Raw genomic sequence first — 25981 nt, 5'->3', positions numbered from 1 at the left:
ATCAGATTCCACAAGATGAGAGAGTTGACTCCGTCTATACCGATGGAGCTTATGATACCAAACAGTGCCGACAGGTCATTGCGGATCGGCAAGCACATGCAGTGATTCCACCAAGAAAAAATGCGAAGCCATGGAAAGATAAAAAGATGGGCTCGCTAGAACGCAATGAGTTGCTTCGAACAGTTAAACGTTTAGGAAGAACTATTTGGAAGAAATGGTCAGGCTATCATCGGCGAAGTTTGGTTGAAACCAAGATGCATTGCATCAAATTATTGGGGGATAAACTCAGTGCGAGAAATTTTCAAAGCCAAGTCAATGAGATTCATGCACGTATGGCAGTATTAAATAAATTTACGGACTTAGGCAGACCACATACCCGAGTTGTCACTTAAATTTGAGTAGATATGAGAAGTCTTAACTTTTAAATCTTTGTGTAACAAAGCCATTTAGAATTAGAAATCCCAAAGCAATCATAGAGTCCTTGAGCTAAAATATATTGGACTCTCTGCGAACCTCAAATGAGGTTCAGCTATTCGATGGATTGCGGACATCTATCGAACGTTCGATCTCAAACACTATGACGTCAAGATCGGGTACTTAAAATTATCAAAATGATAAAAAGAAGAAATTTAAATGGTTAAATGAAAAATCATGTAAAAAGACTAAAAATCTTGCAATAAGTACAAGGGCAACGTAAGATCAGCAGTGAAGTCATTTTAAATTCCTTGTACTGCAATTTGCATTACATGGAACAAACCCACAATAGTTATCGCTATTGTGGGTCATTAGCCCTCTTCTTGATTAAGTTATAAGAAAAAAACCTCTATCATTCGATTGATTCTTTTATATAAATAATAAAGTAAATCTCTGTTTTCGATGAAATTTTATAAAGTTCAGTATTAGACCTGTAGAGAAAACTTATCAAAAGAAGTATTGGTTAATCTTTTTCTTCAACTTCTTCCTTAAACTCAAACAAATCATTCATCGTACAGTTAAAGTATTTACATAACTTATCAGCGACTGGCAATTCGATACGTATAGCACGGTCATAATACATACTTGTCAGCGTATTACGATTGATTCCTGTCGCATGCACCACTTCACTTAATTTTAAAATTTTTCTATCGCCCATGAGGCTAGATAACTTACAAGTAATCATATTTAAATTAATTTACAAAAAATAACTTGCTGTGGGTTATTTGAAGTTGTTGCCTGAGTAATACTTTGCTAAAATTAACCTACAGCAGGTTATTACAACTTATAGAAAGTATATTTTATCCATTTCAATTAAATTATAACTTTTTAAATATAAGGATTGAACCTGCATTAGATTTTTTTGTGGAGATGACCGCCGTGTTACCAAATGAGTTATTAATCAGCCAGCAAGCTCGTGACTTAGGAAATCAATTAATTAAAGAAATGAACATCAATAGAAGTTATGGATTGGCTAATTTTCTTGGAGTAAATACTTGCTATGATAATCATCAGGCTGTACTTATTTGGACATTTCAACTGCTAGAAAGAGAACCTGCCTTAAATGAATTAGCAGAAATTAAAAAATATTTTCTTTTAATCTTTCCAGATAGTGTTTATCAATTAGCCTAAGTTATTTTTAAAAATTATTTTTTTATATAAAAACACTAAATCAAAGAAAACTTTCTTTTAAAATACCTATTAATTCAAATTCATACGATTTACAGAATATATGAAGCATAAATTCTTGTTCCTGCTTTATCACTCACTCCTACTAGACTTTAGTAAAGACTAAAATTACATAGCTCTTTTTACTGATACTAAACGATTCATGCCCACACTACGTTCTGCAGCTTCGAGGGCAAGTTATTGTTGAACCACTGAGAACAAGGACAATAAATTGCCTACTATATTTTTCCGGAGAGTGGTGTAGGAACTTTTTCATTATTGCTAATCATATCAGCGACAATATCAGCAACGAGCTCCTCTATTCCTGAGAATGCTTTAGACTGATCCGCATCATGCTAAGACAATGATGGAAACTCAGCACATAACCCAACATACCCATTATCTTCAGCTGACCATTTAACACGGTAAGTATATTGTTTACTATTCATTTGACACCCCATCATGTTTTAAGTTTATGTATAAAAGTACGATTTTCACTTACTAGTACTTAAATAATCACCCCACCACTGCATCATTTCAGTCCGTTGAGCTAAATAGTCAGCGTGATTATAGCTGGCACGGGTACGGTTCTTATCAATATGTGAAAGTTGTGCCTCAATCCAATTATCTTGGAACAAACCTGAGTCATTCAAAATGGTACTAAAAGTAGAACGTAATCCATGAGAAGATAGTTGATGTTTGCCATACCCCATCTTACGTATGGCCATATTTAGAGTATTAAAATGAATCGGTTGATTGTGTTTGCGAGGGCTAGCAAAAAGGTATTTTTCACCGTATGACCACTGCATGACGTCTTTCAAAATCTCTAAAGCCTGATTTGAAAGTGGAACTAAAAAATCTGGAATCTCATGGCCTAATATAACTTTTCGTCGAAACTGTTTAATATGCAAGGCAGGTATTTTCCAGATTTTTTCATTTAAATCAAAATGATGAGGCTCAGCCAATAACAATTCGGCCCCTCTCACGCCAGTATGTAATTTGAACATCAGTGCTTTTTTAATAATGGGATGGGCATCCAATTTTTGTAATTTATTCTTAAAATCAGATATTTCCTCCGCTTTCAAATACGGATAATTTTTCTTGATTTTGCTGTTAATGGTGATTTTATTTAAACCATGAGCGATGTTGAACTCACAATAACCCATCGCTACAGCGTAGTCATAAATTTGGTTCAAATAACTACAAGCTTTTTTGACAGGTTCTTTTACTTGGCGTCCCTCTATTTTTTTGATTACTGAAACCAGGTCATAGCGCTTGATGTTTTGAAAAGGTAAATCCTGAAGGTCTGGATAAATATCTTGCTGTAAGCATCTTTCTGCTAACTGTAGTACACCACAGCGGGGTAGATCGTTGAAGGCATTCTTCAGTTTGAACTGTAACCACTCCTCCCCGACCTTACCAAAGGTGATAAGATTAGAGGCAGTATCATGTTCAAAACAGAAATTATTGTCTTTAAAGTCATCTCTGACTTGTCGTGCCTTTTTCAGCGATAAATCAGGATAAAGACCTAACTGAATGCGTCGACGTTTTTTAGTTTGTGGATCTGTATAGCGATAGCACCAAGATTTTCTTCCACTCGGCTCAATCTTCAGGCTAAGCCCATCTTCATCGGATAAAAAACAGGTTTTTTCCTTGCAATGAGCTTGGCGAACTTTAATATCAGTAAGACTCATGGAATTTAAATGAAACCTAATAAGGGGTTGATTGGATCAATTATATCAAAATAGAACGCTTTATATATGATGCGTATGTTACGCATCACATATTTTTATAAGTATTTGTTAAATAAAGTTTATATCTAGATTGGCTATTCCTTAGTGACCAATTAATTAACCATTGATTTCGCAAGTCTTAAATTAGCATTTGAAGTGCAACTCTATGTTATGACTATTCACAGTTCAGTTCCATGATTCATGGTTACTTATTACTTATGTTACTATGTCAGGGGCGATACAAGAATTAAGGTAACCTTATGAAAATAGCGAATACGAAATTACTAGCTGGTGCTTTTATGGCCCTAACTTTAACTATGCTTAGCCCAGCCGTACTTGCAAATGATAACAATGATATACGAAAGACTGTTGTAGTTAAGTTTGCAAAAAAAGCTTACTCTGCAAATTATTACGGAAGGATAGAGGGATACAAGTATGATTCCTACAAATTTTATGCTAAAAAAGGGCAAAAGTTAAAAGTGAAGTTGACTGGAGGAAATGTTGAAGCTTACTTATGGGGTAATCAATTAAAAGACTCCATCAATATTGGAGAATATTCTCCAGAGCTTGATGATAATGGTATTTATATTTTACCTGCTTCAGGTGAGTATGAAATTAGAGTATTACAACCTAGATCACAGGCAAGAAAAGATAAAAAACCTCAATACTGGATGAGTATTAACATTAAATAAAGACTTGCTAGATTCTTTTAAGCTTTTATACGAGGGTTCAAAAACTATTGCCAGTTAAGCGGGGCGTGATTTTTACGCATATGTGTTTATGTTATTAAAATGATATAGATTACTTGTTTAATACCCCAAGGAATAATTTAATCTTGCTGTGCGTTAGTCACCTTTCTTTCAAAAGTTGATTATATATCTTTCAACGTAACCGTCGTGATATTCAAACTCTTTTGATAGGAATTTGAAGGGGAAGAATAGGCGAAACTTGTCTTAAATAATGGTAATTCCTTATCTTTAAAATAGAGAACGCCCGATGAAATTCATTAGGCGTTTACTTTAAAAAAGTGTCAGCTTATTTTATAACTAGATGTACTTGTCAATGACGATTCTTTTTCTCAATTGCCTTAAAAAACAATCTTGCTATTTTTGACTTTTCACACCATTTTGTTCAATTTGTACTGCGGCTTGCCAGCTAGGTAGTTGGCTTAAACCTGCTACATAACGTTGGATATGGGGATAATTTCCACCTTGTCCCATATGATAAACTAAAGCATGTAGCCCAAAGCCCATCATAAAGTCAGCACCGGTTAAACGGTCTGCCACTAGAAATTCTTTATCTTTTAAATATTCATTTAAATGGCCAAATACTTTATCGAACTCAACTTGAGTATAATTTTCTAGAAATACCAACTTCGTGCCCTGCTTGGTTTCTATCGCATTAAACGTTTTTAATAAAAATGGCAGCATGGCAGAGCTTTCTGAGAAATGAATCCACTGTAGATAATCGACATAGGTAGGTTCATCCATATCTGGTCCTAAATGCGGCGCAAGTTTCTGAATTAATAACTCAACGATTGCGCCTGACTCTGCAATAACTTTGCCATCCCATTCCAATACTGGAGATTTCCCTAAAGGATGGATGGTTTTTAAAGAGTCAGGGGCCAAATGCGTGTTTGAGTCACGATAATAGCGTTTCAGCTCATAAGGCTGCTTGATTTCTTCAAGTAACCACAAAATGCGAAAAGAACGTGATTGATCTAAATGATGTAGTGTAATCATGATAATTCCTATTTTTTTAAATTTTTACAACGACTTTGCCAAAGTTTTCGCCTTTCAACATACCATTGAAAGCATTGATCGTGTTATCTAAACCTTGCACCATATGCTCTTTATATTTGATTTTTCCGTCTTTCAACCATTCAGACATTTGCTGATAGAATTCCGGATACTGACTGCCATAATCATCAAAAATAATAAAGCCTTGCATGCGAATACGCTTTTTTAAAAGGGTGGAAATAAAGCCCGGTAAACGGTCTGGCCCTTGTGCTTGCTCGGTAGCGTTATACTGGGAAACCACACCACACACCGGTACACGTGCCGCAGAGTTAAGCAATGGCCATACAGCATCAAATACTTTACCCCCCACATTCTCATAATAAATATCAATACCGTTGGGAGCTGCTTGTTGTAATTGTTCTGCAAAATTTTCATCATGATGATTGATACAAGCATCGAAGCCTAGTTCTTCTACTGCATAACGACATTTTTCAGGCCCACCTGCGACGCCAACCACGCGACAACCTTTAATTTTGCCAATCTGTCCAACCGTAGCACCGACAGGTCCCATTGCAGCTGCAACGACTAAAGTTTCACCGGCTTTAGGCTGACCAATGTCCAACAGGCCCATATAAGCAGTAAATCCTGGCATTCCCAAAATACCCAATGCCCAAGATGGATGTTCGGGTTGCATACCTAAGCTTTGACATGCAGTCCCATTAGAAATTGCGTAGCCCTGCCAGCCATTTCCGGAAAGAACCCACTCGCCTTCTTTGAATTTTGGGTTTTTAGAGGCCACTACTTGACTGACTGTTCCACCGACCATCACTTCGCCAATTTCAACCGGTGCTGCATATGAAGGAGCATCACTCATGCGACCACGCATATAAGGATCGAGTGACAAGTAAATGGTTTTTAACAATATCTCACCTTGTTTAAGTTCATTGAGCTCAACTTGCTCAATACGAAAATCGCTGTGTTTTGGCTCACCCACTGGCCGTTTAGCTAAAACGATGCGTTGATTAATAACTGTTCTCACACATATAACTCCATGTTTTATTTAAAAGTATTTCTCTTCACAATCAAAAATTATGATTAAAATTTCTTTACATCCATTGTAGATGAGTTATAATAAAAAACAATACGACTGGTCTATTTTTTACAATAGAGTAAATAATCAATATGAAGCCTAATCCTATTAAAAAGTCTGAAGCGAAGCGCTTACACATTCTTAACACCAGTTCAGACCTGATTTTGCATAAAGGTTTTACTGGTGTAGGATTACAGGAAATTTTACAGAGCTGTGAGATCCCTAAAGGCTCGTTTTATCATTATTTCCAATCTAAGGAAGCTTTCGGATGTGAATTGGTACAACATTATGTGGATAATTACCAAGTCCGTTTAAATGATGTATGGCGTAGTGATAAATCCCCTTATCAAAAGCTGATTGAGTATTTTAATTTATGGATAGAAGATCCTGAAACACAGTGTGGTTGGGCGGATAGCTGTTTAATTGTGAAACTTGCCGCAGAAGTTGCCGATCTATCTGAAGATATGCGCTCCATTATGTCCGCTGGCGTCGATGATGTAATCCAACGGATTGCTGCTTTAATTGATTTGGGAAAACAGGATCAGTCTATCCAAGCAGATACTGAGGCCTCGACGTTGGCACAAGTACTTTACCAAATGTGGTTAGGTGCAGCATTACTGACTAAGTTGCAAAAAGATAAAACGCCATTACATCAAGCTCTGAGAGCAACTAAATTTCTATTAAAAAGTGAAGATTCATAAAAATTAAATTAAATATCAACAAGATAATTAATGGTTTATGATAGCAACCCAATGATTACTTATTCATGTATTGCTATTAAATCGATTTACAATCAATGAGTATAGCGCGCAATGAATTCTCCTTCTAAAGCCCTCATGACTCGTATTTTAGTCGGATATTTAGGCTTATATCCCACACTATTACTAGTACTCACTTTATTAAAGCCAATTACTCAGCATCAAAGTTTCCCGATGATGGTGTTGATTGAAGTCATAGTATTAGTGCCAGTAACGCAACTGATTTCTTTCCCACTGGCAGGTTGGCTCATTACACAGCTAAAAAATTTTAAGAATTTGTTTTAACAAGAAATTGTGCTGGCAACAGCAATCCTAAGCCCTTATTTTGCCAACCACAAAGGTTGGCAAAATAACTTGACTTAGTCGAGATTAATCTGCGTAAGCTAGATAATCAATATAGCCTTTTTCCGTCCCACCATACATAGTGCTTGCATCTACTGCATTCAATGGCCAGCCATTGGCGATGCGATCGGGTAAATCTGGATTCGCAATAAATGGGCGTCCAAATGCAATTAAATCGGCCAGCCCTGCCTCTAAAATTCGAGTCCCTCTTTCTGCCGTATATCGACCTGCATAAATAATCCGACCACTGAAAGTGTCTCTGACATCTTTACGAAAATCATGAGGAAGTTCTGGTGCATTATCCCAATCAGCTTCTGCAATAGATAGATAGGCAATCCCAACTTCTTCAAGTATTTTTATGGCTTCAATATAAGTCACATGTGGATCATCTTCAACCAACCCCATGTACACACGATCTTCCTCTGTACTTTCAAATAGTGGGGCAAAACGCACTCCTAAACGATCTGCACCAACCACCTCAGCAACTGCCTGTACTACTTCACGTAAAAAACGCAAACGATTGTTTAGTGATCCACCATATTCATCTTCACGGTGGTTACTATGTGCAGAGATAAATTGATTTACCAAATAACCATTTGCACAATGAATTTCAACCCCATCAAAACCAGCAGCCAATGCATTACGCGCTGCTTGAGCATAGAGTTGCACTAATTCTTTAACTTCTGCATTGCCTAAAGCACGTGGCATTGAAGGATCAGCCAAGGCCCCTGCATTGGGCCCGGTTTCAATAAAGACTTTAACATTGCTGTCAGCCCTAATAGCCGAGGGCGCGACCGGTAATGCATGATCGGGTTGCAAAGATGTATGTGAAACACGCCCAACATGCCAAAGTTGTGCAAAAATAATGCCTCCTTTAGCATGCACTGCTTCCGTCACTTTACGCCATCCAGCAATCTGTTCAGGGCTGTAAATACCAGGAGTCCAAGCATAGCCTTGACCACGTGGCTCGATTTGCGTACCTTCGGTGACCATAAATCCTGCCCCAGCACGCTGTTGATAATAGGTTGCCATTAATTCATTTGGAATATTCCCTGGCTGAGTACTGCGCGACCGCGTTAATGGTGGCAATACAATACGGTTTTGCAAAACATAAGGGCCTAAGCTTAAGTTTTGAAAAAGTTTGCTGGCTTTCATTTCATTGTATCCAAGTAATCATGACTAAATTGATCTAAATTAAAAAAATACCCTTCCTTCCTGTATATAGAAAAATAAAGGAAGGAAAGCTATTCACTCAGGCCCTTCACCATTAAATGAGGGTTATTTTGCTTATTGCGCCAGTTGCTCAAAGTCAGAAGTTTTATTCACTGCTAAGCACCAGAACACACACTAGCTACTCTTTATTTCAACAATTGAAGTAATGCTGTAGCGGTTGCAGCAGAAGAGGCTGGATTTTGTCCAGTAACCAGCAAGCCATCTACTTGAACATATACTTGCCAATCATCCACTTTAGAATAATGACCACCGTTTTCTTTAAGCATGTCTTCGACTAAAAATGGTACAATTTCAGTCAAACCTACAGCGGCCTCCTCAGTATTGGTGAAACCAGTCACTAATTTACCGCTAACTAAAGGCGCTCCATTATTCGCTTTCACATGACGAAGAACACCTGGGGCATGACACACTGCTGCAACAGGTTTGCCAGACTGAATCGCCTGTTCAATCAGAGAAATTGAAATCGGATCTTCTGCTAAATCCCACAATGGGCCATGCCCTCCTGGATAAAACACTGCATCATAATCAGCTACAGAGATTTCGCTAAGTTTATGCGTCTGTGCCAATGCTTGCATTGCAGTTGGATCAGCTTCAAAACGATGAGTGGTTTCAGTTTGCGCATCGGCTAAATTACTTTTAGGATCTAGTGGTGGCTGTCCACCTTGAGGCGACGCCAGCGTAACTTCAGCACCAGAGTCAATAAAGGTGTAATACGGTGCAGCAAGTTCCTCTAACCAGAAACCTGTTTTCTTACCAGTATTGCCAAGTTGATCATGTGAGGTTAAAACGATTAAAATTTTCATGTTATTTCTCCGATAATTTTCAGGATTGAGGAGCATTGTTGAATGATCACATACCATGTGGCGTGAGGATGCCAGATACGTGCATTTAGCTTAGATGCTCGTCTCGAGAATTTGGCGACTGATCTCTAATGAAACAGTTTTATGTTCGCCGAGCTGTGTAAGATTGTGTGATTTAAGTTGCGTAATGATGATCTCAATATCTGTCTCCCCCAGTCCATAATCGCTAAGACGAGTCGGCAATCCAAGTTGCTCAAAGAAGGCTCGAGTACGAGCAATAACAGTATCAATACGTTGTTCTTCATCACCTTCGACAATCTGCCAGACACGAGCTGCATACTGTAGTAATTTTTCTCGCTTCTCTTGACGACGCACTTGTAGATTGGCCGGAAACACAATGGCCAAGGTACGAGCATGATCAATACCATGTAAAGCCGTGAGCTCATGTCCAATCAAATGGGTTGACCAATCTTGTGGTACACCAGCTCCAATTAGCCCATTCAGTGCCATGCTAGCAGCCCACATCAAATTCGCACGCGTGTCATAATCTGCTGAATCGTCCAAGATTTTCGGTCCAATCTCAATCAGAGTTTGCAATAGACCTTCGGCAAAACTATCTTGTACTTGTGCATTGACAGGGTAAGTTAAGTACTGTTCCATGACATGAATAAATGCATCGACCACGCCATTTGCTAACTGGCGCGTCGGCAAGCTAAAAGTTTTATTCGGATCGAGTACGGAAAATTGCGGAAAAACATGGGGACTGCTAAATGACAATTTGGCTTGGGTCGATTTTCTGGTGACTACCCCACCGCTATTCATTTCTGAACCAGTTGCCGGAAGGGTGAGTACACTCGCAAAAGGCAAAGCTTGAGTAATTTTAGTACCATGGGTTTCTAAAATCTCCCATGTATCCCCTGTATAATTGACTGCTGCTGCAATAAATTTAGTACCATCAATTACCGATCCACCACCGACAGCCATCAAGAAATCAATCTTTTGTTCACGAATCAGCTCTACGGCTTTCATGAGGGTTTCATAACTCGGATTCGGCTCAATTCCGCCAAATTCATGAATTTCTCTTGCACCTAATGCTTCACGCACTTCAGCTAAAGTACCATTCTTACGTGCACTTTCACCACCAAACAACATTAACACTTTTGCTTCTGTAGGCACATAGTCATTGATTTTAGCTATTGTATCGCCACCAAAAATAATACGGGTCGGATTATAAAAGTTAAAATTCAGCATATTTTTATCCTAGGATAATCAGTTAATTGATTTGAAAAACCACCGTTATTCATCAAATAAACTTTAAAAAATTGGGCAACACTGCGGCTTTTGACTACACCATGTGCTAACTATACATAAAAATAGACCAGTCGTCTATTTTTATAAATATTATTTCAGCTTGCCGACTTTAGTTATGGTTAAACAAATTCAGGCTTGTTCTATACCACTTTTATTATTGATGTATTTTCACGAGCGATTGTTGGATGGAAGGTATCAACACGTATGACTACTGACATGGTCGTGAACGCATTGGCTAAAACAGTGAATGACTCATACAAAATAGCGATGATTAAATATTTTAAAAGCAGATTGGCACGGTTTAGCAGATGTACAAATGCGACAGTAAATTAGATAGATTGGTTCAATATAAAGCGTGTAAATAGTTGCATTCGTTTATTTACCCTGTTTTGGATATTGACCCTTGTAAATGATGAGATTAAGCCATTAAATAAAGTAGCCCAACTTGAATAGAAAGCCTCTGACAAACATCATAGGGTTGAAGTGCTGCCTTACATTCAAAATTTCAGACAGCACCCTCATACATTTAAGCATAGGTTTAAGCTGGTAGTTTACTCGCCAAAACATCTACTTTTTCAATAGATGGTGGCTCTGAAAATAGCTCTTCGGCCTGAGCCATCAACGCAGCTGCAACCTTGCCAGATAAATGCGCTTGGCGACCCGCCTCATCAGGAAATGCATCAAAAATACCAAATGTTGTAGGACCAAGACGAAGGCCAAACCACGCAACTGTCGCAGGTTCTTCCATTACAATAGGTAAACCGGCTTTAAGAAAAGCTTCCACTTCGTCTTCTTTACCCGGTTTAGCTTCAAGACGGACATATAAAGCTGTTTTAAGCATGACTAAAACTCCATAATTGATTAGAATTCAAACTGAATCTGACATTGCTAATGTATGCATGTCAGAAAGTTTTGTTGTATAAAAGTTAAAAAAAATTCCCATAGCTGAGCCAAAATTTAGGTTTTTATTTCGACATAATGCTATGAATTTATTCAAGTTAATATCATTAACATTTGAATCAAAAAATCAAGATATGAGATGATTAAATTCAATCTTATTTATATAAGGATCAATTGACTCTACCTTAGATTTATAAGCTGACCTCTTCATCTGGAAATTATATTGCTCAAGAAGCATTCAAGAACAATATTGTACATCCTCATATCTATGAAAGTTATTTAGCTAGGAATTTGCTGTGAAACTCTATATGTTTCTCTATAAAGCTCGCAATGAAGTAATAGCTATGGTCATACCCTTCTCTTAGGTTAAGTGTAAGAGGATATTCTTGTTCCAAACAAATATCACTAAGAAGCTTAGGCCTTAACTGTTCTTCAAGAAAATCATCAGCTGTTCCTTGATCGACTAAAATAGGTAAATGAACTTCAGCGTTTTTGATTAATTCAATCGCATCATAGCTTTTCCATAAAGTTTCGGTTTCACCTAGGTAGTGTGTAAAAGCCTTTTTCCCCCAAGGTACTTGGCTAGGTGCAACAATTGGTGCAAAAGCAGAAATACTTTTATACAGCTCAGGATTTTTTAACCCAATTACTAATGCACCATGACCACCCATGCTATGCCCCATAATGCTTTGGACTTGATTGGTCGGAAAATTCAGGTCAATCAGATTTCTCAGCTCTTCCACAATATAATCATACATTTTGAAATGCTGTGACCAGGGTGCTTGTGTTGCATTCACATAGAATCCTGCGCCTTGGCCTAAATCATAATCTGCATGATCTGGTACATCCTCTCCACGTGGGCTGGTATCTGGTGCAACAATAATGACTTTATGTTCAGCCGCATACTTTTGTGCTCCGGCTTTAGTAATAAAGTTCTGTTCGTTGCAAGTTAGTCCTGATAACCAATATAAAACTGGCAACCGCTCATCTTTATCATGAGGTGGCAGATATATTGAGAATTTCATTGAACAGTTTAATACTATTGACTGATGGCGATACACTTCTTGCGATCCACCAAAAGAAGCATGTTTCTCAATTATTTCCATAATCAATTACCTATGTTGAGCAAGACTTCATGAGAGATCGAGTAAACAAAGAGTCTGACATTCTCCACAGAGAATAGTGATAAAGATTTAAAATGTAGGCAGGTTTATTGAACCTATACACGATGCCTACACAGATAGATCTGTTTAACAGATAATGTGCCGTTTTAGAGGATTCCATGCATGTCAATCATGATTCACATGCATGGAAAACTATAAGGTCTGACGGAATTATTCGTAATGAATTACAGTACGAATTGACTTACCTTCATGCATTAGATCAAAGGCTTCATTGATCTGATCCAAGCCCATGGTGTGTGTCACAAATGGTTCTAATTGAATTTTACCTTTCATGGCATCTTCAACCATTCCTGGAAGTTGCGTGCGACCTTTTACGCCACCAAAAGCAGAACCTAACCATTTACGACCAGTAACTAGTTGGAATGGACGGGTAGAGATTTCTTGACCTGCGCCAGCTACACCAATAATTACGGATTGTCCCCAGCCACGGTGTGCACTTTCAAGGGCTGCACGCATTACATTCACGTTGCCAATACATTCAAATGAATGATCTACACCCCAGCCAGTCATTTCGACAATGACTTGCTGGATTGGTTTATCGTAGTCTTTAGGATTCAAGAAGTCCGTTGCACCAAACTCTTTTGCCAGCGCAAATTTATCTGGATTCATGTCAACCACAATGATACGTCCTGCTTTAGCTTGACGTGCGGCTTGTACGACTGCTAGACCAATACCACCTAAACCAAAGACCGCAACACTATCACCTTCTTGTACTTTAGCCGTGTTATGTACTGCACCGATACCCGTTGTTACCCCACAACCCAGTAAGCAGACATGTTCGTGATTGGCTTCAGGATTGATTTTAGCCAATGATACTTCTGCCACTACAGTGTATTCACTGAACGTTGAGCAGCCCATATAGTGGTAAATCGGTTGACCATTGTAGGAAAAACGAGTGGTACCATCTGGCATTACGCCTCTACCTTGAGTTTCGCGAACGGAAATACACAAGTTCGATTTTCCAGATTTACAGAATACGCACTCGCCACATTCAGCGGTGTAAAGTGGAATTACATGATCACCTGGTTTGACGCTAGTCACGCCTTCACCAACCTCAACTACGACACCAGCACCTTCATGCCCGAGAATAGCCGGAAAAACACCTTCAGGATCATCGCCAGACAAAGTAAATGCGTCTGTATGACACACACCGGTATGGGAGATCTTGATTAATACTTCACCTTTCTTCGGTGGTGCAACATCGACCTCAACAATTTGAAGAGGTTGACCAGGACCAAACGCAACAGCAGCACGTGACTTCATGGAATAATTCCTTATACAGATCTATTTTAAATATGATTTTAGAATCTTGGCGATTTCAGCCAATTCTTCTTTTCGTTGTTGTTCTGTGGTTTCACCTGATACTAAAGTGTCCTTTAAATGAACCTCTAACATCTCATTCATTAAACCATTAATAGCACCACGCACAGAGCATATTTGTTGCAGAATTGCACCACATTCCACATTGTCTTCTAACGCTTTTTCAATCGCTTGCGTCTGACCTTTGATCTTTCTGACGCGTAGAAGAATCTTTTTTTTGTCTTCAACCTGATTAGGCATCAGACCTCCTTACTTGCTAGCATTAATACTATAGTACCCCATAGTATAAAAAAAGCAATATTTTTTATAAATCGAAAAGGATTTGTACGAGATGACTCAAAACGGGCAGTTGACTTGGTGAAACGTAATTTTAGTGCTGATCATTCTGACCCTTGCGAAGCAGTGCTTCTCAGGTGAGTGACTTTACGTATATTCAAACTCATTCAGGCTGGGTCTATACCGCCCTTATTATTGATGTGTTCTCACACGCAATTGTTGGATGAAAAGTATCAACACGGATGAATACAGATATGGTGCTCGATGAATTGGAGCAGCATTGCACGATCGAGGTATGCCTAAGAATGTGATTCATCATTCAGATAGAGGTGTTCAATATCTTTCTATTCGCTATAGCAATCGTTTAGAAGCTGCAAATTTACGAGCATCAGTCGGTACAATTGGTGATTCATATGATAATGCTTTGGCTGAAACGGTGAATGGCTTATACAAAACTTAGGTGATTGAATATTTAAAAGCAGATGTACAACTTGCGATATGAAATTGGGTAGATTGGTTCAATAAAAAGCGTGTACACAGTGCACTGGGTTATGTATCGCCTTTTGAGTTTGAAGCAATGTATTATAATAAAATTAACCCATTAGTTCAGGTGGCATAACTTAAATAAAAAGCCTCCGACAAACCCAGTACGGTTCACTACTATCAAAGGCTTTATGCAACAAAGCCTCATGGAAATAAAGACAAAAGTGACTTTTAAATCTGAAAAAATCAAAATTGTGGTCTCAAAATTGCTTTATAAAAAATATTGAAAAAGTGAAGTACATTAAATTTATGTTACAAAACTCTAAGCGTATTGGTTTTTTATTACTCGATAACTTTTCAATGATTGCTTTCTCAAACATGGTTGAAGTCTTGCGTATGGCTAATTATGTTACAGAAGACAATTTATACCAATGGAATGTAACAGGTTTAGATGGTCATCATAGCTGCGCAAGCAATGGTCTTCAAATACAACATACCTGTGTTTTGTCACATTTACTGAACATGGATATAGTTTTTATTTGTGGTGGTTTTCAACTTTATAAAAATATGACAGTACGCTTAAAGAATTTTTTATATAGGTTAGATCAACAAAAAATTGCTTTAGGTGGTTTATGTACAGGCGCTTATGTATTAGCGAAAGCCGATTTACTAAATGGCTTTCGTGCTAGTCTTCATTGGGAAAATACCTTAGCTGCACAAGAAGAATTTCCATTAGTACAGTTTACCCCACATATTTTTACCATTGATGCGAATCGTTTTACCTGTTCTGGTGGGCTTGCCGCGATTGATTTAGGCTTGGCACTTGTTGAAATACACTATCCAAATATTGCTAAAAGAATCTGTGAACAATTTATTGTTCATCAAGTACGTGAGAGCAATGAAATTCAACATCAACCCATTGCTGAACATAAGAAAAAACTTGATTTTCCGATTCAAGAAGTATTGCGCTTAATGGAAAATAATATTAATGAGCCTTTAACTATTGCTGAAATTGCACAGCATGTAAAAATTCAACCGCGTACTTTAGAGCGCTTGTTTAAAATGAATCTACAATTGGCCCCAAAAGAATATTATTTAAAACTAAGACTTACCTATGCACAGAATCTACTTAAACAGTCTACGTTAAACATTTCAAATATTGCTTTGGCATGTGGTTTTTGTAATGTATCTAGTTTTACTAAAGCCTATAAAGCTTTTTTTAACTATTCCCCCAAATTTGAACGTAACATCCTAGATTTTGCTCATTAGTGTTTTTTTAGTCTTGTCGGTTTTTGACAACTTTTTGACGCTTTTAGCAAAAATCTCTATTCATATTCTGCATAAGCTTAGCTCATTGATTACATGACATTGATCTAGGAAAATATATGAATACCTTAGTAAATAATTTTGCTGCTTCACAACTACCATCATTATTAACCATTGAAAATGGTGAAAAAGTTTCTGCAACATTTTCATTATCTGAATATCAAAATAGACAAAGCAAGTTACGCCAACTCATGGAAGAGCTAGAAATTGACCATATTCTATTTAGTTCAATCCATAACATTAACTATTATGCGGACTTTATATATTGTTCATTTGGGCGTTTCTACGGTCTGGTGGTTGGCCCAGAAAAAGTGGTGACAATTTCAGCAAATATTGATGCTGGGCAACCTTGGCGTCGTACGGTTGGTGACTATAACGTGGTTTATACCGACTGGCAGCGTGATAACTATTTTAAAGCGGTTGCACAAGAAATTCCAAATAAAGGCCGTGTAGGAATTGAGTTTGATCATTTACCTGTAGAACGTTTAAACAAGTTAAAAGCAGTTTTACCGAATGTGCAGTTTGTCGATATTAGTGCCGCATGCATGAAGCTACGCATGATTAAATCTGCTGAAGAAATTGCACATATCACCCAAGGTGCTGCAGTATGTGATATTGGTGGTTTTGCAGTGACTGCAGCGATTCGTGAAGGTGTGCCAGAGCATGAAGTAGCTTTAGCCTCTACTCAATCCATGGTACGCGAAATTGCCAAACGTTTTCCAAACTCTGAACTCATGGATACGTGGACTTGGTTTCAATCCGGCATTAATACGGATGGTGCACATAATCCTGTTACAACCCGCCAAGTCCAAAAAGGCGACATTTTAAGTTTAAACTGCTTTTCTATGATTGCTGGTTATTATACAGCTTTAGAGCGTACCCAATTCTTTGATCACTGTGATGACGCTTCATTACGTATTTGGGAAGCGAATGTCAAGGTGCATGAAGCTGGCTTAAAACTCATTCGCCCAGGTGCACGTTGCAGTGATATTGCTAAAGAGTTAAATGAAATTTTCTATGAAGAAGGTTTATTGCAGTACCGCACATTTGGTTATGGACATTCCTTTGGTGTGTTATCACATTATTACGGTCGTGAAGCTGGTTTAGAATTACGTGAAGATATTGATACGGTGATAGAACCAGGCATGGTGATTTCAATGGAACCTATGATTATGATTCCGCAAGGTATGGCTGGGGCTGGTGGTTACCGTGAACATGATATCTTGGTCGTTACAGAATCAGGAAATGAAAATATTACCAAATTTCCATATGGTCCAGAACATAACATTATCAAATAAAAAGATTTTAAATAGGCACTCTGAAAATGAGTGCCTATTTAATTAGGAGTAAATAGAATGAAAAACAACCATCAAATAGAGCAAAAAAATACGCTAAGACGTGTTGCTAGCGCCAGTTTTATTGGTAATTTTGTAGAGTGGTTTGATTATGCTGCATATGGTTTTTTGGCAACAGTGATTGCAGTGGTTTTTTTTCCGAAAAGTGATCCTTTAACCGCATTAATGGCTACATATGCGATCTTTGCAATCTCATTTATTTTTCGTCCATTAGGGGGTATTTTTTGGGGGCATGTTGGGGATAAATTTGGTCGAAAAAATGCACTATCTTGGTCGATTATATTAATGACACTGGCTACGCTATGTATTGCACTGTTACCAAATTATCAAAGTATCGGAATTTTTGCACCGATTATGTTACTAATATTCCGGATGATCCAAGGCTTCTCTGCTTCAGGTGAATATGCTGGTGCAGCAAATTTTCTTGCAGAATACGCCCCTAAGGAAAAAAGAGGACTTTATACCAGTTTAGTTCCTGCAAGTACTGCAACGGGTTTACTACTCGGCTCTTTAATGGCAGCGGCGATGTTCGCGTTCATGTCAGAGGAGTTTTTACACGAATATGGTTGGAGAATTCCATTTTTATTGGCAGCACCATTAGGTTTAATCGGGTATTATATCCGTGTAAAGTTAGAAGAAACTCCAGAGTTTTTAGAACATCAAAAAAATAGCAACAAAGAAAATTTTCCAATCAAAGCCTTATTTACCCAGTATCAACCAGCACTTTTTAAAGCATTTGCAGTTGCATCTTTAAATGCTACCGCGTTCTATCTTATTTTTAGTTATATGCCAAATTATTTAGCTACAGAGTTGGGTGTAAATAAAACGCAAGCCTTTATATCAGGGTCAATTTCATTGCTATTTTATATTGCTATAGTTTTTTTGATGGGCAAATATTCAGACCGAATTGGGCGTAAGAAAATGTTGCTTTGGGCAGGTCTAAGCTTTATCGCACTGACTGTACCCTTGTTTTACTTACTTTCAACCGCCAGTTTTGTTGAAATGGTAATCATTCAGCTCGTGTTTTGCACATTACTAGCAATGAACGATGGTAGCTTACCTGCATATTTAACAGAACAATTCCCTATACAAGTGCGCTATACCGGTTTTGCCTTTAGTTTTAATACTGCTAATGCACTGTTAGGTGGAACAGTTCCTTTCGTTGCAACCTGGTTAATTCAACAAACAGCTAATACCTTAGCACCTAGTGTCTTATTAGTTATAGTTGCAATTTTTGCAAGTATGGCTTTACTAGAAAGGAAATCACATCGTTTAATCAATGCTAAGGCTTAAAAGGAATAGGTTATGCTTTTAAATGCTCTCCCTGCACTCAATAGAAATATATCGACTTTAATTGGTCTTACAGCTGTCATATTTTGGAGTACAAATGTAGGCTTAATGCGGAGTGTTAGTGAGAGCTTTGGAGCTGTAGCTGGTGCTGCTCTAATTTACAGTGTCGCATCCATAATTTTAGTTTTCATGATTGGTATGCCTAAGTTTTCTACCATCCCAAAATCCTATTTATGGTGGGGAAGCCTTTTATTTGTTGCTTATGAATTATGTTTTGCCCTTTCTATTGGCTATGCGCAAAACAGTAGACAAGCAATCGAAGTTGGCATGATTAATTATCTATGGCCAACATTTACTCTACTATTCGCAATTATTTTTAACAACGTTAAGGCCAATATTTTAATTATTCCTGGCTGCATATTCGCTTTAGTTGGAATTTGTTGGGTATTAGGAGGAAATACTGGATTTGATTTTTTTCAGATATTGACTAATTTAAAAGCTAATCCTCTTAGTTATGGTTTAGCTTTTGCTGCTGCTATTTTGTGGGCTGCATATTGTTCTGTGACAGTAAAAACGTCTCAGGGTAAAAATCTAGTCACTATATTTTTTGTCTTGACTGCAGTTGTACTATGGATCAAATACCTTCTCATGAGTGGGTCAGCTCTTAATTTCACTTATAACAATACAGTCACGCTAGTTATGGCAGCTGGTGCTTTAGGTTTGGGATATGGTGCTTGGAATATTGGAATTATTTCAGGGAACATGACGTTAATGGCTGGAGCTTCTTATTTTATTCCCGTGTTATCTGCTTTGTTTGCAGCATTAATTCTAAGTACGTCCTTATCTTTTATCTTTTGGCAAGGTGTTGCAATGGTGACAGCAGGAGCAGTTTTGTGTTGGTTAGCGACTCGAAAGAAACAAATTATTTAGAGTTATACTAAAATTAACATACTACACTTTAAACGAAGTCAAGATATTGCAACTGTTTATCTATTAGGGCGTGTCCTCATTTGAAAAATTGGTTTTAAGGGTTTAAAAGAATAATTTAATCTCTTTTTATTTGTATATTTCTCAATGGCACGAACTCTACTCACCGATGATATTTGGCAACAAATCCAGTCTACGATGCAATTTCATGGTTGTTATTGTTCAAAGAACAGTAGAAATATCATGGAAGCCATCTTATGGAAATTACGTACAGGTGCAACATGGCGTGATGTTCCTGAAAAATTTTGTCTTTGGGAAATAGCATATAACCGTTTTAATCGTTGGGCAAGCAAGGGCTTATGGGATAAATTTTTTTAAACTACGAGGCGTATTGGATCAAGAATGGGTATTCATTGACGAAAGCTACATACGCACGCATCAGCATGCAAGTAGAGCTCGGCATGGTTTCGAGCGAGCAATTGGACAGTCTAGAGGTGAAAGAACCACAAAAATCCATCTGGCAACCGACGCGAATGGATTGCCGATTGATTTTAAAATCACTGGAGGTGAAGTCCATGACAGCCAAGTTGCGGAGCAGTTGATTGGTGAGATTGATCCAGCAAATTATCTGATTGCAGATAAAGGCTATGATTCGGAAAAAATTAGGACGTTGGCAAAAAAGCAAAATATTGTGCCGATTTTCCCAATTAAATCAAACAGTAAGATATAAAATAAAGAATAGGATCCGTATTTATATCGCTTAAGGCATTTAGTTGAAAATGCCTTTGCTAGATTAAAACATTTCCGAGCGATAGCGACGCGATTTGATAAACTTGCACGAAATTATCAGTCTATGATTTACATTGCTTGCATGTTAATTTGGTGCAAAGCCAAATGAGGACACGCCCTAATGGCCTTTTCTGACTTGCTTTAAATGGCATTAAGTCAGGAATATTTAATCGTTTTAACCCTTGATAATCTTTATCAATCAATAAAAAACGTGTTCCTTGAGCTTATTTTTATACTTTTTTGAATCCGTCAATGTGTAAGCCCTAATAAACGAAAATACCCCACTTATTAGTTCAAAAATCAATGAATTGATCATTCGTTGATTTATGCAAGAGATCTACTGATTAAATTTTCAATAACGCAAGAGGCATATTATTAATTATTTAGGAATTATTAAATCCTATAAATATCATTTATTGGATTAATTTACTTTGGTACTGTGCACATCATCCCTCCAGTTAAAAATAAGGAACAACTATGAATAAGATGATGAATGCTCTTATCTTAGAAAATTTTGGTGATCATGAATTTACACGTGTAGAACTCCCTATACCTCAACCAGAGGCTGGGCAAGTTCTAGTACGTATTCATGCTGGTGGTGTAAACCCTATTGATTATAAAATTCGTCTTGGTGAAGCACCATATGCTATGCCAGAGCTTCCTGCCGTGTTGGGAACAGATATGGCTGGGGGTGTAACTGCTGTTGGTGAAGGTGTCACCCACTTCAACGTTGGAGATGAAGTTTACGGTCTGATTGGTGGCGTTCGTGGTCTTCAAGGATCTTTAGCAGAATATGTTGTAGCAGATGCTGATCTGATTGCATTAAAGCCACGCAATATCTCTATGCGCGAGGCAGCAGTACTACCATTAACGTTCCTTACCGCTTGGGAAGGTTTAGTGGATAATGCGAAGGTCCAACCAGGGCAAACTGTACTGGTCCAGGGTGGTGCTGGTGGCGTTGGTTATATGGTTGTTCAGCTTGCAAAAGCACTTGATGCAAATGTTTGGGCGACTGGTCGTACAGCTGATCAATCACTGATTTCAGAACTCGGTGCAACACCTCTCGATTACACAACAGCATCTTCCGATGACATTATTGCTGCAAGCCCTGAGGGTCAAGGTTTTAACATTGTTTACGACACTGTGGGTGGTCCAGTACTCGAAGCATCACTTTCCATGACAACTCACTATGGCCACATTACCAGCTGTGCTGCATTTGGTAATCATAATTTAGCGAATTCATCTCTACGGTGTGCCACAGTGTCTGGCGTATTCGTCCTAATGCCGATGTTAACAGGCAATCGCCGTGCTCATCATGGTGATATCCTTAAGATCGCGACTCGTCTCGTTGAGGAAGGTAAACTGCGTCCTATTGTTGATCCTCGTCATTTTACTCTAGACCAAGCGATTGAGGCTCATGATGCTGTTCAAGATCGCTCTGCCAATATTAAGGTCGTGATTGATGTCATTTAACGCACTTCAAGCCAAGACTTGGCGCTTCAATAGTATTGGAGATACAGATGTTCTGACATTAGAAACACTTCCTGTTGCTTTGCCAGCAGCAGGAGAAGTTCTAATCCAGATGAAAACGATCGGACTTAACCGGGCTGATGTAATGTTTCGGCGTGGTACTTATATTCAAAAGGCAGTATTCCCTTCTCGTCTGGGATATGAGGGAGCAGGCATAGTTCTTGCGATAGGTGAAGGTGTACGCCAATTTTCTCCAGGAGATGCAGTATCGATTCTTCCGACTGACAATCTAGCCAAATATGGGACATATGCGGACAAACTTCTGATTCCAGAAACTTTTTTAGTTCACAAACCCGATGGTTTAAGCTGGCAAGAAGCTTCTTCAATCTGGATGCAGTATTTAACGGCTTGGGGTGGTGTAATCCATGCTGGTGGAGTTTCGAAAGGCAAAACGATCTTGATCACAGCAGCTTCAAGTAGCGTAGGACTAGCTGCGATACAGATCGCTGAAGCAGCGGGTGCTAAGGTCATTGCAAGTACACAAACGATAGAGAAAAAGCAACGTTTACTGGATCTCGGTGTTAAAAATGTTATAGCCAGTGAAGATGAACCAGATTTGTATGAGGCGCTTGTTTCACGTTTGGGTGGAGAATATCTTGATGTCGCCTTCGATGCTGTAGGAGGGCCACATATTGAACAGATTGCCAAAGCGATGTCTGTGGGAGGAACGATGGTTATGCATGGTGCACTTAGCCAGGAGATCACACCATTTCCCCTTAAAGTTGCATTACGCAAGAGCTTAACCATGCGAGGTTTTTTGTTCCTTGAGGTTCTGCATGACCCTGTTCTAAGGGAGCAAGCCAGACGATTTATTCTTAGCAGTATAGGTGCAGGATATCTTCGTCCAGTGATCGACCGTTGCTTTAACTTTGAGGACATGCATGACGCTCAGCGCTATCTTGAATCAAATCAGCAAATAGGAAAAATTGTAGTTACTCTAGATACATGATGGTCTTATCTGATTCAGGTTTCTATATGGCCCAGCACTTCCACTAAGTAATCAAACAATGCTCGGATTCGCAAAGGTGTCGGGCCCCGCTGTGGACGATATAAATACAGGCGCCAAACAGGAGAGGTTTCCTCATGAAATATCTGAATGAGCTTACCACTCCTAAGCCACGGCAAAACTAGAAATCCAGGCATGTGTCCGAATCCAACTCCAGCGAGGAAGTATTCTTCAAATTAACATAGAGACTTAGAAAGCTAACATAAAAATGGGAGCTCTAAGCTACTATTTTTTAATGTTTTTTTAATTTTTTAGTAGTAACCTAGGCTTCAACAAATTATGCCCCTAAGGGGAGCCACCAGTACCCTGCATTTTGACAACAATGTCATCGTTTAGAGGCAGCAAATTTACGACCATCAGTCGGTACGACTGGTGATTCATATGATATTGCTTTGGCTGAAACGGTGAATGGCTTATACAAAACAGAGGTGATTGAATATTTAAAAGCAGATTGGCAAGGTTTAGCAGATGTACAACTTGCGACACTAAACTGGGTAATCGAGAATAAGCGAATTCCTATTCCTGAACACGTACAGCCTGAACCGGAAAAAAGAGGCTTTGGGAGCCGATTCTTTAAGCCGTATCGCTGATTTGATTGTTCACTTGGGCTTATTTGTATTAGTTCAGACTTGATCGTACATTCTTCTTGAAAAAGAGAAAGTTACCCGTACTTTCTCGCTATTCCAGCACTTGATTTCAAAGCCATCCGATGAGAAGCACTGCTTCGTAAAGCGGCTATTTGACGTGCATACAACAACCTGACCGTCATGCGTCCGGTCATTCTTTAATGGCTCAGCTCAATATGTTTGGCAATCAGCTTTCACGACTACCTGAATTTTCAAACTTAGCAAATGGTAATGAGAGCTATGATAGCCTAGCAGCAAAAATCAAAGAAATGCTGAGAGATCCAATACAACAAAAGCACTTCTTACCCCCTCTAAAGAACCTAGGCTTTAAAGCTTGAGTGTATTGAAGAATACACATATTGTATTCTTCAATACAAAATCAAAATATACCTGAATACACAGATAAAACAGTTGTAGAACTCAAAGCCAAATCGATTTTTTAAAAAAGCAGTTAGAAAAAGCCGAAGATCGTGAAGCCAAGGCAAACGCTCGCATAGATACACTGCTGACCCTCATTGAAATGAAGCCTCCACAATCCAATATGACTACGTTTACCGATCAGAAACCAGACCCGGATATAGCAACATATCCTCGGTCAGAACTTGAGCCGAAATATGACGGATTGACTACCCCGGAGCAGACAGAAAATAAGCGGATTCCGGTGCCGGATCACATTGAACCAGAGCCTGAGAAAAGAGGGTTTTGGAGCCGTTTTTTTAGACCCTATGATTAACCACGATTGTTTAACTGATATGAACAAAGTTGTGGAACATTGCTTAAATAATAGGCGTGGAACGTGAAAAATCATAAAAAAAAAGCCCACCTTGGGGAGGTTGGGCAAAAAAGAAACTACAGCGTTGAATTTTCAAGAGAATTATAACGCTGTTATTCCTAAGTAGAAATGTCCTACCTTAAAACCAAATAGAAATGTCCTATACCGACATTTCCAAGTCAAGCACAGGATTCAGATTTCGTTCTTTGATTACTGTTTTCTGTGCACGTCTGCTTGGCATCTTTTGAGAACGATTGCGTTTATTTTGTTGTTCTAGTTCTTCATGCTGCTGTTGAATATGGGCTAATACAGAACCCAAACGTTTATTTTCAACAATCTCTCGCTGGTTGAGCTGACTTAATTTATCGAAGATGCTGTAATTGATTTTTCTTCCCTGATATTCAATCGCGACTGTACTATTCGGGTATTCCAGAAACTCAAGATACTTGCCAATCAATCTTTGGTTTTCTTCCGTTTTTTCCAAGAGATATACGCACTTATCATAAGTGATCGTCAGGCTATTCGTGACTCTGCGGGGTTCACGCCAGGTAAAAAAATCATCTAATTCTTCGGCTGTTTCAGTGACAGTCCGGTGTAGATCCTTGGGATTAAAGGCCATCTTGGCAAACTTCTGATTGAACTGCTCAATGAAGCAGGGTAGCCAGGCATTGGCTTCGGCAATCGAACTGATGCCTTCCAGACGCATTTCTTTGATCAGACGGTCCTGAAGCGTTCTATTGGCTCGTTCTACACGGCCTTTGGCCTGTGGTGAATTAGCGAAGATAATATCGATATTCAGGGTGCTGAGTACGCGCCCAAACTGGGTAATCTTGGTGTCTTTCTTACTGCTTTGATTCACCCTGAAGACTGAATGTTTATCGCTGTAGAAGGCTAAAGGCTTACCATGCTGCTCAACATACAAACGTGTTGAAATCATATAGTCAAAGGTTGATTCTGACTTACAGAAGCGTAAATGCTGTAATTTGCCTGTGGCATCATCGATAAATACCAGCAGACAGCATTTAGGGGCTCGACCTTCAAACCAGTCATGGTGTGAGCCATCGATTTGGATCAGTTCACCATAACAGTCCCGGTTATAACGAGGCTGATACGGGCGTTTCAGACGCTTGGCACGAGGAGTCCATAAATCGGCTGCAATCATCCAGGAACGCAGTGTTTCCACTGAAATATCAAAGCCATGAACGGTGGTGAGCTTTTCATGCGCTAAAGTGGGTCCGAAACCATGCAGTTGATCAGAAACAATATTGAGGCACTTGAGTCTGAGCTCTTCAGGAAGCCTGGAATTGCTGATTTGACCACGACCGGCATGGGCTAATGCAGCTGGGCCTTGAGCTTTGTATTTTTGCAATAAACGCCTGATCTGACGCTCTGAAATATGAAGTAGCTGAGCAGCTTGGGACTGGGTTATGCGTTGATCACAGATTTCCTGCAAGACCGACAATCGTTTAAGTTCTTTATCCGACATAGACACCAACATATCAAACCGTCCGCTAAGGAAATTGCAAAAGTGCATATTCTAAAAGCGGACA

General features: G+C 38.7%; 23 protein-coding genes and 9 pseudogenes. 18 read left to right on the top strand and 14 right to left on the bottom strand.

Translation table 11 applies throughout. The features are described 5' to 3' along the window. Positions 1-392, top strand: a pseudogene (locus tag J655_RS0104915) (IS5-like element ISAba13 family transposase); the annotation flags it as partial. 545 nt (positions 393-937) lie between these two features. Here J655_RS0104915 and J655_RS23585 read toward each other — a convergent pair. Beyond that, positions 938-1159, bottom strand: a complete 222-nt coding sequence (locus J655_RS23585) for a helix-turn-helix domain-containing protein (RefSeq protein ID WP_000627021.1) — start codon at positions 1157-1159, stop codon at positions 938-940. 194 nt (positions 1160-1353) lie between these two features. On the opposite strand from J655_RS23585, the gene J655_RS23580 reads away from it, so the two are divergent. Continuing rightward, entirely contained in the window at positions 1354-1605 is a 252-nt protein-coding gene (locus J655_RS23580; protein ID WP_000937271.1) for a hypothetical protein, read from the top strand. A 275-nt stretch (positions 1606-1880) separates the two neighbouring features. Here J655_RS23580 and J655_RS25455 read toward each other — a convergent pair. Then, positions 1881-2102, bottom strand: a pseudogene (locus tag J655_RS25455) (antitoxin HicB). 33 nt (positions 2103-2135) lie between these two features. After that, complete coding sequence (locus J655_RS23575) at positions 2136-3335, bottom strand: tyrosine-type recombinase/integrase (RefSeq protein ID WP_000059636.1); 1200 nt, start codon at positions 3333-3335, stop codon at positions 2136-2138. A gap of 299 nt (positions 3336-3634) precedes the next feature. On the opposite strand from J655_RS23575, the gene J655_RS23570 reads away from it, so the two are divergent. Further along, complete coding sequence (locus J655_RS23570; protein WP_000684951.1) at positions 3635-4066, top strand: PPC domain-containing protein; 432 nt, start codon at positions 3635-3637, stop codon at positions 4064-4066. A 411-nt stretch (positions 4067-4477) separates the two neighbouring features. Here J655_RS23570 and J655_RS23565 read toward each other — a convergent pair whose 3' ends face one another. Together J655_RS23565 and J655_RS23560 are read right to left on the bottom strand one after the other, a co-directional pair. Beyond that, positions 4478-5116: a glutathione S-transferase family protein gene (locus J655_RS23565; protein ID WP_000631287.1), complete on the bottom strand. Its 639-nt coding sequence runs from the start codon at positions 5114-5116 to the stop codon at positions 4478-4480. Between the two features lie 16 nt (positions 5117-5132). After that, positions 5133-6152 carry an NADP-dependent oxidoreductase gene (locus J655_RS23560; protein ID WP_001261184.1) on the bottom strand — a complete coding sequence of 340 codons (1020 nt, stop codon included), beginning with the start codon at positions 6150-6152 and terminating at the stop codon, positions 5133-5135. Positions 6153-6295: 143 nt separating this feature from the next. On the opposite strand from J655_RS23560, the gene J655_RS23555 reads away from it, so the two are divergent. Together J655_RS23555 and J655_RS23550 are read left to right on the top strand one after the other, a co-directional pair. Further along, complete coding sequence (locus J655_RS23555; protein ID WP_000804054.1) at positions 6296-6904, top strand: TetR/AcrR family transcriptional regulator; 609 nt, start codon at positions 6296-6298, stop codon at positions 6902-6904. A 111-nt stretch (positions 6905-7015) separates the two neighbouring features. Continuing rightward, positions 7016-7246 (top strand): hypothetical protein, encoded by a 231-nt coding sequence (locus J655_RS23550; protein ID WP_001087973.1) that lies wholly within the window; start codon positions 7016-7018, stop codon positions 7244-7246. An 84-nt stretch (positions 7247-7330) separates the two neighbouring features. Here the strand turns inward: J655_RS23550 and J655_RS23545 are convergent, their stop codons facing one another. The 3 genes from J655_RS23545 to J655_RS23535 all read right to left on the bottom strand — a co-directional run bounded on the left by J655_RS23545 (position 7331) and on the right by J655_RS23535 (position 10587). Continuing rightward, positions 7331-8458 (bottom strand): alkene reductase, encoded by a 1128-nt coding sequence (locus J655_RS23545; RefSeq protein ID WP_000647817.1) that lies wholly within the window; start codon positions 8456-8458, stop codon positions 7331-7333. 203 nt (positions 8459-8661) lie between these two features. Beyond that, complete coding sequence (locus tag J655_RS23540; RefSeq protein ID WP_000697978.1) at positions 8662-9339, bottom strand: type 1 glutamine amidotransferase domain-containing protein; 678 nt, start codon at positions 9337-9339, stop codon at positions 8662-8664. A 90-nt stretch (positions 9340-9429) separates the two neighbouring features. Beyond that, the gene (locus J655_RS23535) at positions 9430-10587 is read right to left on the bottom strand and encodes an iron-containing alcohol dehydrogenase (RefSeq protein WP_000931665.1); all 1158 of its coding nucleotides are present in this window, start codon (positions 10585-10587) and stop codon (positions 9430-9432) included. 183 nt (positions 10588-10770) lie between these two features. Between J655_RS23535 and J655_RS25845 the strand changes: the two are divergent. Then, positions 10771-11100: pseudogene (locus tag J655_RS25845) on the top strand (IS3 family transposase); the annotation flags it as partial. Positions 11101-11185: 85 nt separating this feature from the next. Here the strand turns inward: J655_RS25845 and J655_RS23530 are convergent. From J655_RS23530 to J655_RS23515, 4 genes are all read right to left on the bottom strand, one after another. After that, positions 11186-11488, bottom strand: a complete 303-nt coding sequence (locus J655_RS23530) for a putative quinol monooxygenase (protein WP_000920558.1) — start codon at positions 11486-11488, stop codon at positions 11186-11188. A gap of 334 nt (positions 11489-11822) precedes the next feature. Beyond that, a complete protein-coding gene (fghA, locus tag J655_RS23525) occupies positions 11823-12653 on the bottom strand; it encodes an S-formylglutathione hydrolase (RefSeq protein WP_000402512.1) in 831 nt (276 codons plus the stop codon). Between the two features lie 228 nt (positions 12654-12881). Beyond that, entirely contained in the window at positions 12882-13994 is a 1113-nt protein-coding gene (locus J655_RS23520) for an S-(hydroxymethyl)glutathione dehydrogenase/class III alcohol dehydrogenase (RefSeq protein ID WP_000842149.1), read from the bottom strand. Positions 13995-14015: 21 nt separating this feature from the next. Beyond that, complete coding sequence (locus J655_RS23515; protein WP_001133624.1) at positions 14016-14291, bottom strand: metal/formaldehyde-sensitive transcriptional repressor; 276 nt, start codon at positions 14289-14291, stop codon at positions 14016-14018. An 87-nt stretch (positions 14292-14378) separates the two neighbouring features. Here J655_RS23515 and J655_RS24975 point away from each other — a divergent pair. The 8 genes and pseudogenes from J655_RS24975 to J655_RS23475 form a co-directional block, all read left to right on the top strand. Then, positions 14379-14946 (top strand): annotated as a pseudogene (locus J655_RS24975) (IS3 family transposase); the annotation flags it as partial. A 173-nt stretch (positions 14947-15119) separates the two neighbouring features. Beyond that, positions 15120-16079 (top strand): GlxA family transcriptional regulator, encoded by a 960-nt coding sequence (locus tag J655_RS23505; RefSeq protein WP_000941153.1) that lies wholly within the window; start codon positions 15120-15122, stop codon positions 16077-16079. 116 nt (positions 16080-16195) lie between these two features. Continuing rightward, positions 16196-17434 (top strand): M24 family metallopeptidase, encoded by a 1239-nt coding sequence (locus J655_RS23500; protein WP_001094922.1) that lies wholly within the window; start codon positions 16196-16198, stop codon positions 17432-17434. A gap of 57 nt (positions 17435-17491) precedes the next feature. Continuing rightward, positions 17492-18784, top strand: a complete 1293-nt coding sequence (locus J655_RS23495) for an MFS transporter (RefSeq protein ID WP_000794338.1) — start codon at positions 17492-17494, stop codon at positions 18782-18784. 12 nt (positions 18785-18796) lie between these two features. Then, the gene (yddG, locus tag J655_RS23490) at positions 18797-19711 is read left to right on the top strand and encodes an aromatic amino acid DMT transporter YddG (RefSeq protein ID WP_000925801.1); all 915 of its coding nucleotides are present in this window, start codon (positions 18797-18799) and stop codon (positions 19709-19711) included. Positions 19712-19855: 144 nt separating this feature from the next. Then, a pseudogene (locus J655_RS25235) lies at positions 19856-20606 on the top strand (IS5 family transposase). Positions 20607-20974: 368 nt separating this feature from the next. Continuing rightward, complete coding sequence (locus J655_RS23480; RefSeq protein WP_032053351.1) at positions 20975-21970, top strand: zinc-dependent alcohol dehydrogenase family protein; 996 nt, start codon at positions 20975-20977, stop codon at positions 21968-21970. Continuing rightward, positions 21960-22976: a zinc-dependent alcohol dehydrogenase family protein gene (locus J655_RS23475; RefSeq protein ID WP_004882755.1), complete on the top strand. Its 1017-nt coding sequence runs from the start codon at positions 21960-21962 to the stop codon at positions 22974-22976. The genes J655_RS23480 and J655_RS23475 overlap by 11 nt, the downstream gene beginning before the upstream one ends. A 14-nt stretch (positions 22977-22990) precedes the next feature. Here the strand turns inward: J655_RS23475 and J655_RS24960 are convergent. Continuing rightward, positions 22991-23194: pseudogene (locus J655_RS24960) on the bottom strand (LysR substrate-binding domain-containing protein); the annotation flags it as partial. Between the two features lie 165 nt (positions 23195-23359). Between J655_RS24960 and J655_RS25230 the strand changes: the two are divergent. The 4 genes and pseudogenes from J655_RS25230 to J655_RS25445 all read left to right on the top strand — a co-directional run. Next, positions 23360-23530: pseudogene (locus tag J655_RS25230) on the top strand (IS3 family transposase); the annotation flags it as partial. Next, positions 23528-23623, top strand: a pseudogene (locus J655_RS25450) (DNA-binding protein); the annotation flags it as partial. The pseudogenes J655_RS25230 and J655_RS25450, both read left to right, overlap by 3 nt. A 149-nt stretch (positions 23624-23772) precedes the next feature. Next, on the top strand, positions 23773-23997 hold the full coding sequence (locus J655_RS25225; protein WP_131202340.1) for a hypothetical protein: 225 nt from the start codon (positions 23773-23775) through the stop codon (positions 23995-23997). A gap of 27 nt (positions 23998-24024) precedes the next feature. After that, positions 24025-24392, top strand: a pseudogene (locus J655_RS25445) (plasmid replication DNA-binding protein); the annotation flags it as partial. 199 nt (positions 24393-24591) lie between these two features. Here J655_RS25445 and J655_RS23465 read toward each other — a convergent pair. Beyond that, positions 24592-25917 (bottom strand): ISNCY family transposase, encoded by a 1326-nt coding sequence (locus tag J655_RS23465; RefSeq protein WP_001280604.1) that lies wholly within the window; start codon positions 25915-25917, stop codon positions 24592-24594. Between the last annotated feature and the right edge of the window lie 64 nt (positions 25918-25981).

Origin of the sequence: Acinetobacter sp. 1294243, assembly GCF_000588015.1 — a bacterium.
Taxonomy (GTDB): Bacteria; Pseudomonadota; Gammaproteobacteria; order Pseudomonadales; family Moraxellaceae; genus Acinetobacter; species Acinetobacter pittii.
This window is presented reverse-complemented; position numbering and strand designations above follow the sequence as displayed.

Excerpts from the sequence above, each read along its gene's own strand:
- J655_RS23585 (WP_000627021.1), bottom strand. The coding sequence starts at position 1,159 with ATGATTACTTGTAAGTTATCTAGCCTCATGGGCGATAGAAAAATTTTA.
- J655_RS23575 (WP_000059636.1), bottom strand. The coding sequence starts at position 3,335 with ATGAGTCTTACTGATATTAAAGTTCGCCAAGCTCATTGCAAGGAAAAA.
- J655_RS23570 (WP_000684951.1), top strand. The coding sequence starts at position 3,635 with ATGAAAATAGCGAATACGAAATTACTAGCTGGTGCTTTTATGGCCCTA.
- J655_RS23565 (WP_000631287.1), bottom strand. The coding sequence starts at position 5,116 with ATGATTACACTACATCATTTAGATCAATCACGTTCTTTTCGCATTTTG.
- J655_RS23555 (WP_000804054.1), top strand. The coding sequence starts at position 6,296 with ATGAAGCCTAATCCTATTAAAAAGTCTGAAGCGAAGCGCTTACACATT.
- J655_RS23550 (WP_001087973.1), top strand. The coding sequence starts at position 7,016 with ATGAATTCTCCTTCTAAAGCCCTCATGACTCGTATTTTAGTCGGATAT.
- J655_RS23545 (WP_000647817.1), bottom strand. The coding sequence starts at position 8,458 with ATGAAAGCCAGCAAACTTTTTCAAAACTTAAGCTTAGGCCCTTATGTT.
- J655_RS23540 (WP_000697978.1), bottom strand. The coding sequence starts at position 9,339 with ATGAAAATTTTAATCGTTTTAACCTCACATGATCAACTTGGCAATACT.
- J655_RS23535 (WP_000931665.1), bottom strand. The coding sequence starts at position 10,587 with ATGCTGAATTTTAACTTTTATAATCCGACCCGTATTATTTTTGGTGGC.
- J655_RS23530 (WP_000920558.1), bottom strand. The coding sequence starts at position 11,488 with ATGCTTAAAACAGCTTTATATGTCCGTCTTGAAGCTAAACCGGGTAAA.
- fghA (WP_000402512.1), bottom strand. The coding sequence starts at position 12,653 with ATGGAAATAATTGAGAAACATGCTTCTTTTGGTGGATCGCAAGAAGTG.
- J655_RS23520 (WP_000842149.1), bottom strand. The coding sequence starts at position 13,994 with ATGAAGTCACGTGCTGCTGTTGCGTTTGGTCCTGGTCAACCTCTTCAA.
- J655_RS23515 (WP_001133624.1), bottom strand. The coding sequence starts at position 14,291 with ATGCCTAATCAGGTTGAAGACAAAAAAAAGATTCTTCTACGCGTCAGA.
- J655_RS23505 (WP_000941153.1), top strand. The coding sequence starts at position 15,120 with ATGTTACAAAACTCTAAGCGTATTGGTTTTTTATTACTCGATAACTTT.
- J655_RS23500 (WP_001094922.1), top strand. The coding sequence starts at position 16,196 with ATGAATACCTTAGTAAATAATTTTGCTGCTTCACAACTACCATCATTA.
- J655_RS23495 (WP_000794338.1), top strand. The coding sequence starts at position 17,492 with ATGAAAAACAACCATCAAATAGAGCAAAAAAATACGCTAAGACGTGTT.
- yddG (WP_000925801.1), top strand. The coding sequence starts at position 18,797 with ATGCTTTTAAATGCTCTCCCTGCACTCAATAGAAATATATCGACTTTA.
- J655_RS23480 (WP_032053351.1), top strand. The coding sequence starts at position 20,975 with ATGAATAAGATGATGAATGCTCTTATCTTAGAAAATTTTGGTGATCAT.
- J655_RS23475 (WP_004882755.1), top strand. The coding sequence starts at position 21,960 with ATGTCATTTAACGCACTTCAAGCCAAGACTTGGCGCTTCAATAGTATT.
- J655_RS23465 (WP_001280604.1), bottom strand. The coding sequence starts at position 25,917 with ATGTCGGATAAAGAACTTAAACGATTGTCGGTCTTGCAGGAAATCTGT.